This is a genomic window from Streptomyces durocortorensis (assembly GCF_016901035.1).
In the GTDB taxonomy this organism is placed as follows: Bacteria; Actinomycetota; Actinomycetes; order Streptomycetales; family Streptomycetaceae; genus Streptomyces; species Streptomyces durocortorensis.
The window spans coordinates 306-6736 of sequence record NZ_JAFEUF010000249.1; the positions used below are offsets into that span (position 1 = coordinate 306).

The following is a 6431-nucleotide window of genomic DNA, read 5'->3' on the forward strand; positions in this document are numbered from 1 at the left end:
TCGGTGTGCCGTCCGAGCGGCCAGGCGTGGCGGGCGGCGGTGGGGAGAAGGTGGGGAAGGATCAAACCAGCCGCCCCCCCGCCCCCCCCCCCCCCCCCCCCGCCCCCCCCCACCACCCCCCCCCCGGGGGGGGGCGGGCCCCCCCCCGGCCCCCCGGGCCCTCAGCCTGCCGACGGCTACGCGCTCAGCGAGCGCGCACCGCTCAGTTGTCGTCCTCGTCGATCAGGAACCCACGCATCGGCGAAGGCGCCTGCTGCATCGGCTGCGGCGCCTGCGGCCGCACCGGCGCCATCGGCTGCGTCATGGCCGGCGACATCTGCTGCTGGCCGCCGTAGGACGGCCCGCTGCCCATCGACTGACCGCCACCCATCTGCTGGCCGCCGTGGCCACCGTGGTTGGAGCCGCCCATGGAGTGCCCCATCGCACCCGCACCGGCCGGAGCCAGCGAGGGGGACGGCGGCAGCGAAGCGGCGGCCGGCGTCCGCGGCGGGGCGAGCGAGTCGTCCGCCTGGGTCTCCAGCTGGCGCAGCTGGCTCTCCAGGTAGGACTTCAGCCGCGTGCGGTACTCGCGCTCGAAGCCCCGCAGGTCCTCGACCTTGCGCTCCAGCGTCGCGCGGGCCGACTCCAGCGAGCCCATCGCCACGCGGTGCTTCTCCTGCGCGTCCCGCTCCAGGGCGTCGGCCTTGGCACGCGCGTCGCGCTCCAGGCCCTCGGCACGGCTGCGCGCCTCGCCGACGATCTTGTTGGCCTCGGAACGGGCCTCCGCGATCGCCTGGTCGGCGGTCTGCTGCGCGAGCGAGAGGACACGGGCGGCGCTGTCGCCACCGGGGCCCTGCCCCTGCTGCTGCATCTGCGGGGGCTGCATCTGCTGCATCTGCTGCTGGGGGTGCTGACCCATGGGACCGCCCATCGGGCCACCCATGGGACCGCCCTGCATCGGGCCGGGGCCGTGCGGGCCCTGCGGACCGGGGCCGTGGCCGCCCTGGGGGCCGTGGCCGCTGGGACCTGCGGGCAGCTGCGGCGCGCCACCGGGCAGCTGGGGCGGACCCATCTGCGGGGGCTGCTGCTGCTGCGGCGGTCCAGATATGGCGGCGGGAACGGGCGCGCCCGGGCGGTCCTGCTGCTCCGGGGGCTTGCGCATACCCTGCTGCTGTTGCTGCTGCTGGTTCTGCGCGGCGGCGCGCGTCGCAGCGGCCAGTTTGGCGCGCAGGTCCTCGTTCTCACGGAGCAGACGGGTCAGCTCCGATTCGACCTCGTCGAGAAAGGCATCGACCTCGTCCTCGTCATAGCCTTCTCGGAGGCGGACGGTCGTGAACTGCTTGTTCCGCACGTCCTCGGGGGTCAACGGCATCTCTTCTTCACCTCTACGTAGTCGTCGGCAGTCGGCAAGACCGTATCGCTCACAACCTGACCACAACGCTGATCAGGATGTAGACGATGATCATCAGAACGAAGAAGGACAGGTCGAGTGCCACGCCCCCGAGACGCAGCGGCGGGATGAACCGCCGCAGAAGCTTGAGCGGTGGATCGGTGACAGTGTAGGTGGCCTCAAGTACGACCACCATCGCCTTGCCGGGTTGCCATGAACGTGCGAACTGGAAGACATAGTCCATGACCAGCCGGAAGATCAGCACGATGAGGAAACACATCAGCGCGATATAGACCACATCCAGTGCGACGCCCATGTCTCGCGCTTCCCTCTCCCCTGGCTCTCGTCAGCTCCGGCCTCGCGGCCGGCACCGGCCTTGCGGCCGGGTCGTTCCCGGTGTCGTGTTCTCAGCTCTGGTTGAAGAATCCGCCCTCTGCGATGCGGGCCTTGTCCTCCGCCGTGACATCGACGTTAGCAGGCGACAACAGGAACACCTTCTGCGTCACGCGTTCAATGCTGCCATGGAGACCGAAGACGAGTCCCGCGGCAAAGTCGACAAGTCGCTTCGCGTCCGTATCGTCCATCTCCGTGAGATTCATGATCACCGGAGTGCCCTCACGGAAGTGTTCCCCGATGGTACGGGCCTCGTTGTAGGTCCTGGGGTGCAGCGTGGTGATGCGGTACGGCTCCCGCTCGGACACGACCTTGGGCATGATCACCGGTGCGTTCTTCTCCATGTTCGGGCGTTCAGGTGTGATGGATGCCACGGGTGCGATCCGGGCGGGTCGCACGCTTTCCGCGGGGAGCTGAACCGGCTCTCGCTGAGCGGGGGGTTGCACCACTCGTACCGGTTCGTCCCTTTCGCGCTCACGGTCGCGGTCACGCTCCCGGTCCCGCTCCACCTGGTGCGGGGGCTGGTGCCGCCGCCGGTCGCGCTCGGGCTCCGGCTCAGGTTCGAATTCGTCGTCGGGGTCGAACCCCGGGCCGTCGTACCCATCGTCCTCCACGAGGCCGAGGTAGACCGCCATCTTGCGCATCGCGCCGGCCATGCTCCGAGTCCTCCGCTCTGTGGTGGATCGGCATTCGTCACCAAGTGCCAGCGATCCACGGTGGTCTGCCCGCTAGAAGTGGGAATGACCATATTTTCTGCTGTGGTCCGACTTGCTTCGCGACGTTACCCGAGCCGGGGTCGGACTCCGAGTACCGCCGTACCGACGCGTACATGTGTCGCTCCGGCCGCCACCGCGTCCTCCAGATCCCCGCTCATACCTGCGGAGACCATGTTCGCAGCCGGATGACCGGCGCGCAGGCGGGATGAGATTTCCATCAGCCGGTCGAACGCGGCCCGTTGCCGGCCGGCGTACTCCCCGGCCAGCGGCGCCACGGTCATCAGTCCGTCGAGCCGGAGTCCGGGAGCCTCGCCGATCGCGGCCGCCAACTCCTCGACCCCGTCCGGCGCGACACCGCCGCGCTCACCGCGCTCGCCGCTCTCCGCGTCCAGGGCGACCTGGATCAGGCAGCCGAGTTCGCGCTCCCCGCGCACCGCGGCGGCGGAGAGAGCCGTGACCAGCTTGGCGCGGTCCACCGACTGCACCACATCGGCATAACCGGTCACAGAACGAACCTTGTTCGTCTGCAGTTGTCCGACAAAGTGCCATGTCAGCGAAAGATCCGCACAAGCGGTGGCTTTGGGGGCGGCGTCCTGGTCACGATTCTCCGCGACATGGCGCACCCCGAGCTCATGCAGGATCCGCACATCGCTCGCGGGGTAGGTCTTGGTGACCACGATCAGGGTCACTTCCTCCCGCTTGCGCCCGGCGGCGACACAGGAGGAGACGATCCTTTCCTCCACCTGTGCGAGATTCGCCGCGAGTTGAGCCTTACGGTCCGTCATGCCCTATCAGTCCAACCAGACATATCCGGCGAGCCGCCCGGTGACGCGGTCGCGGCGGTACGAGAAGTGGTCGCCCGATTCCAGGGTGCAGTACGGCGAGGAGTGCCGGTCCGTCACGCCGAGGGCGGCCAGCTGGGCGTGGGCTCCGCCGGTGACGTCCACCGCCGGAGTGCCCCAGCTGGTCTCTGACCAAGTGCCGGGGACGGCCTCGGCGACCTCGGCCCGCATCGCCTCCGGCACTTCGTAGCACCGTCCGCAGACGGCCGGACCGGTGTGCGCGGTGATCCGGGAGGGGTGTGCGCCGAGCGCGATCATGGCCTCGACCGCCGCCGGTACGACTCCGGCGACCAGCCCCGGACGCCCGGCGTGCGCCGCCCCGACGACTCCGGCGACCGGGTCGGCGAGGAGCACGGGGGTGCAGTCGGCGGTGAGGACCGCGAGCGGCAGCCCGCGCCGGGCGGTCACCACCGCGTCCACGGCCGGAATCTCCGCGTCCGCACCCCAGGGCCCGTCCACCACCGCGACGTCCCGCCCGTGCACCTGGTTCATCCAGACGACGAGCGCCGGGTCGATGCCGAGGCCGCGGGCCGCGCGCTCCCGGTTCGCGCCGACGGCGGCGGGGTCGTCTCCGACCGCGCCGCCGAGGTTGAGTTCGCCGTACGGAGCGGCGCTCACTCCGCCCCACCGGTCGGTGAAGGCGAAGTGAGCGCTGCCCGTGACGGGTGCCGTCGGGTGCTGATCTATCACTTCAAGAAGTCCGGTACGTCCAGCTCTTCGGCCTGGGTGTCCTGGTAGGGACGGGCCGGCGGGACGTGCGGCGGAGAGACGGGCGGCAGCGCGCTCTCGCTCGAAGCCGACGCGGGGGCGGGCTCGGCCGGGGCCGGGCTCTCCTCGCGCGGGGGTACGGAACCGAGTCCGCCGACCGGGCGCGCGGGCTCGGCGGAGGACCTGACCGGGGTGGCCGGCTCCTCGCGCTTGTTGGTGTTCGCGCCGAGGACGTTCTCCCGGCGGGCCGGCGGCTGTCCGCCGTCGAAGCCCGCGGCGATCACGGTGACCCGCACCTCGTCGCCCAGGGCGTCGTCGATGACGGCGCCGAAGATGATGTTGGCCTCGGGGTGCGCCGCCTCGCTCACCAGCTGGGCGGCCTCGTTGATCTCGAAGAGACCGAGGTCGCTGCCGCCGGAGATGGAGAGCAGGACCCCGCGGGCGCCGTCGATGGAGGCTTCCAGGAGGGGCGAGGAGATCGCCATCTCCGCGGCCGCCACCGCGCGGTCGTCGCCGCGCCCCGACCCGATGCCCATGAGCGCCGATCCGGCCTCGGACATGACCGACTTGACGTCGGCGAAGTCGAGGTTGATCAGGCCCGGGGTCGTGATGAGGTCGGTGATGCCCTGGACACCCGAGAGCAGCACCTGGTCGGCCGACTTGAACGCGTCGAGCACGCTGACCTGACGGTCCGAGATGGACAGCAGGCGGTCGTTGGGGATGACGATGAGGGTGTCGACCTCTTCGCGGAGCTCGGCGATGCCGTCCTCCGCCTGGTTCGCGCGTCGCCGGCCCTCGAAGGTGAACGGGCGGGTGACCACACCGATCGTCAGGGCGCCGAGAGAGCGCGCGATGTTGGCGACGACGGGTGCGCCGCCGGTGCCGGTGCCGCCGCCTTCTCCGGCGGTGACGAAGACCATGTCGGCCCCCTTGAGGACCTCCTCGATCTCCTCACGGTGGTCCTCTGCCGCCTTACGACCGACGGCCGGGTTCGCCCCGGCGCCGAGGCCCCGGGTGAGTTCGCGGCCGACGTCGAGCTTGACGTCGGCGTCGCTCATCAACAGGGCCTGTGCATCCGTGTTGATGGCGATGAACTCGACGCCCTTGAGACCGACCTCGATCATTCGGTTGATGGCATTGACACCACCGCCGCCGACACCGATGACCTTGATGACTGCGAGGTAGTTCTGCGGTGCTGCCACGTCGAAGGCCTCTCGCCTCGATTTACGTGTCGTCGCTCTGCGGTGGCCCCGCGGCGACGACTGATGTCGATGGGGACGGTCCGAACGCCGACCCAAACCCTAACGCTGAAGTTTAGGGTTACCAGTGTGTCTGCTTCCTGGACTCTTCCGAACAGGACACTAAGTCGACAAGTGGCGCACGTTCAACGAACACGCCGAACCTCCCGTTTTTCTTTTCACCCTATGTGATCACCCGTAGCGCTGACCAACCAGGGTGCTGGCCAGCACAAATGCCCGTCAACTCGCCGATACCGCCGGGGCGGTGGGAACGCTTAGGTCGAACTGTCCCGCTTTGGGGGCGGCCTTCATGAGTGCGACGAGGACACGTGCCTTGACCGGGCCGTCCTCGCCACTGCCCCAGGTCACCTCACGGTCCCGGGTGAGCCGCAAGGTGATCGCGTCGTACGAGGAGACCCGGACGGCCTCGACCTCCTTCGCGACACCCGCCGGAAGGTCGCCGGCGACCCGGACCGCTTCCCGCAACAGACGGTCGTCGCCGAAGCGGCGAAGGCTCGCGGAAGGCTCGGGCTTCAGCTCCAGCAGGGGCACGCCCTTCGGCGCCTTGTCCACGGTGGCGAAGCGCACGCCCTTGGCGTCCACTTCGACGAACTTCCCGCCCTTTTCGACCAGAAGGACCGGCTTTCGCTCCGTCACCTTAAGGCCGATGCCGTGCGGCCAGGACCGAACGACATCAACCGTGTCGATACGAGGCAACTTCTGGCGCAACCGGCGCTCCATGGCGCCGGTGTCCACCGAGACCAGCGGGGCGCCGATCGGGGTGGCGGCAGCCGCTTCCACTTCTTCGCGGGTCAGGACATCGACGCCGCTCGTGCTGACCTTCTCCACACGGAGCCAGGAGGAGCCGTAGAGCACCCAGACCGCGAACGCGGTGAGCAGGGCGACGGCGACGCCGATCAGGATCAGCAGCAGCCGGCGGCTGATGCGGGGCCCCTCGGGGCCGATGTGCGGCGGGCGGGCGGAGGTGTCCGCCCGCCCGTGTGCGCCGCGCTGGGCGGTCGTCGGTCCGGCCACGCTCGCTCCTTCGCCGGCCCCCCGGCCCCCCCCCCCGGGGGCCCCCCCCCCCCCCCCGCCCCCCCGCCCCCCCCCGCCGGGGCGGCCCCGAAGAAAGACCGCCGCCACCGCTGGCGCCGGCCGGGGGGGC

7 protein-coding genes are annotated in these 6431 nt (G+C 70.2%); all 7 read right to left on the reverse strand.

The genetic code is table 11. The features are described 5' to 3' along the window. Nucleotides 1-202 precede the first annotated feature (202 nt). The 7 genes from JS521_RS30035 to JS521_RS30065 all read right to left on the reverse strand — a co-directional run bounded on the left by JS521_RS30035 (nt 203) and on the right by JS521_RS30065 (nt 6301). Nucleotides 203-1351, reverse strand: a complete 1149-nt coding sequence (locus tag JS521_RS30035) for a DivIVA domain-containing protein (protein ID WP_205086088.1) — start codon at nt 1349-1351, stop codon at nt 203-205. A 49-nt stretch (nt 1352-1400) separates the two neighbouring features. Further along, nucleotides 1401-1685: a YggT family protein gene (locus JS521_RS30040; protein ID WP_006123846.1), complete on the reverse strand. Its 285-nt coding sequence runs from the start codon at nt 1683-1685 to the stop codon at nt 1401-1403. Nucleotides 1686-1776: 91 nt separating this feature from the next. Beyond that, entirely contained in the window at nt 1777-2418 is a 642-nt protein-coding gene (locus JS521_RS30045; protein ID WP_205086089.1) for a cell division protein SepF, read from the reverse strand. Nucleotides 2419-2543: 125 nt separating this feature from the next. Next, a complete protein-coding gene (locus JS521_RS30050) occupies nt 2544-3263 on the reverse strand; it encodes a YggS family pyridoxal phosphate-dependent enzyme (RefSeq protein ID WP_205086090.1) in 720 nt (239 codons plus the stop codon). A gap of 6 nt (nt 3264-3269) precedes the next feature. Beyond that, the gene (gene pgeF / locus JS521_RS30055; RefSeq protein WP_205086091.1) at nt 3270-4010 is read right to left on the reverse strand and encodes a peptidoglycan editing factor PgeF; all 741 of its coding nucleotides are present in this window, start codon (nt 4008-4010) and stop codon (nt 3270-3272) included. Further along, nucleotides 4007-5230, reverse strand: a complete 1224-nt coding sequence (gene ftsZ, locus JS521_RS30060) for a cell division protein FtsZ (RefSeq protein WP_205086092.1) — start codon at nt 5228-5230, stop codon at nt 4007-4009. Before ftsZ ends, pgeF begins: the two co-directional genes overlap by 4 nt. A 276-nt stretch (nt 5231-5506) precedes the next feature. Then, nucleotides 5507-6301, reverse strand: coding sequence for a cell division protein FtsQ/DivIB (locus JS521_RS30065; protein ID WP_205086093.1), 795 nt, complete (start codon nt 6299-6301; stop codon nt 5507-5509). Nucleotides 6302-6431 lie beyond the last annotated feature (130 nt).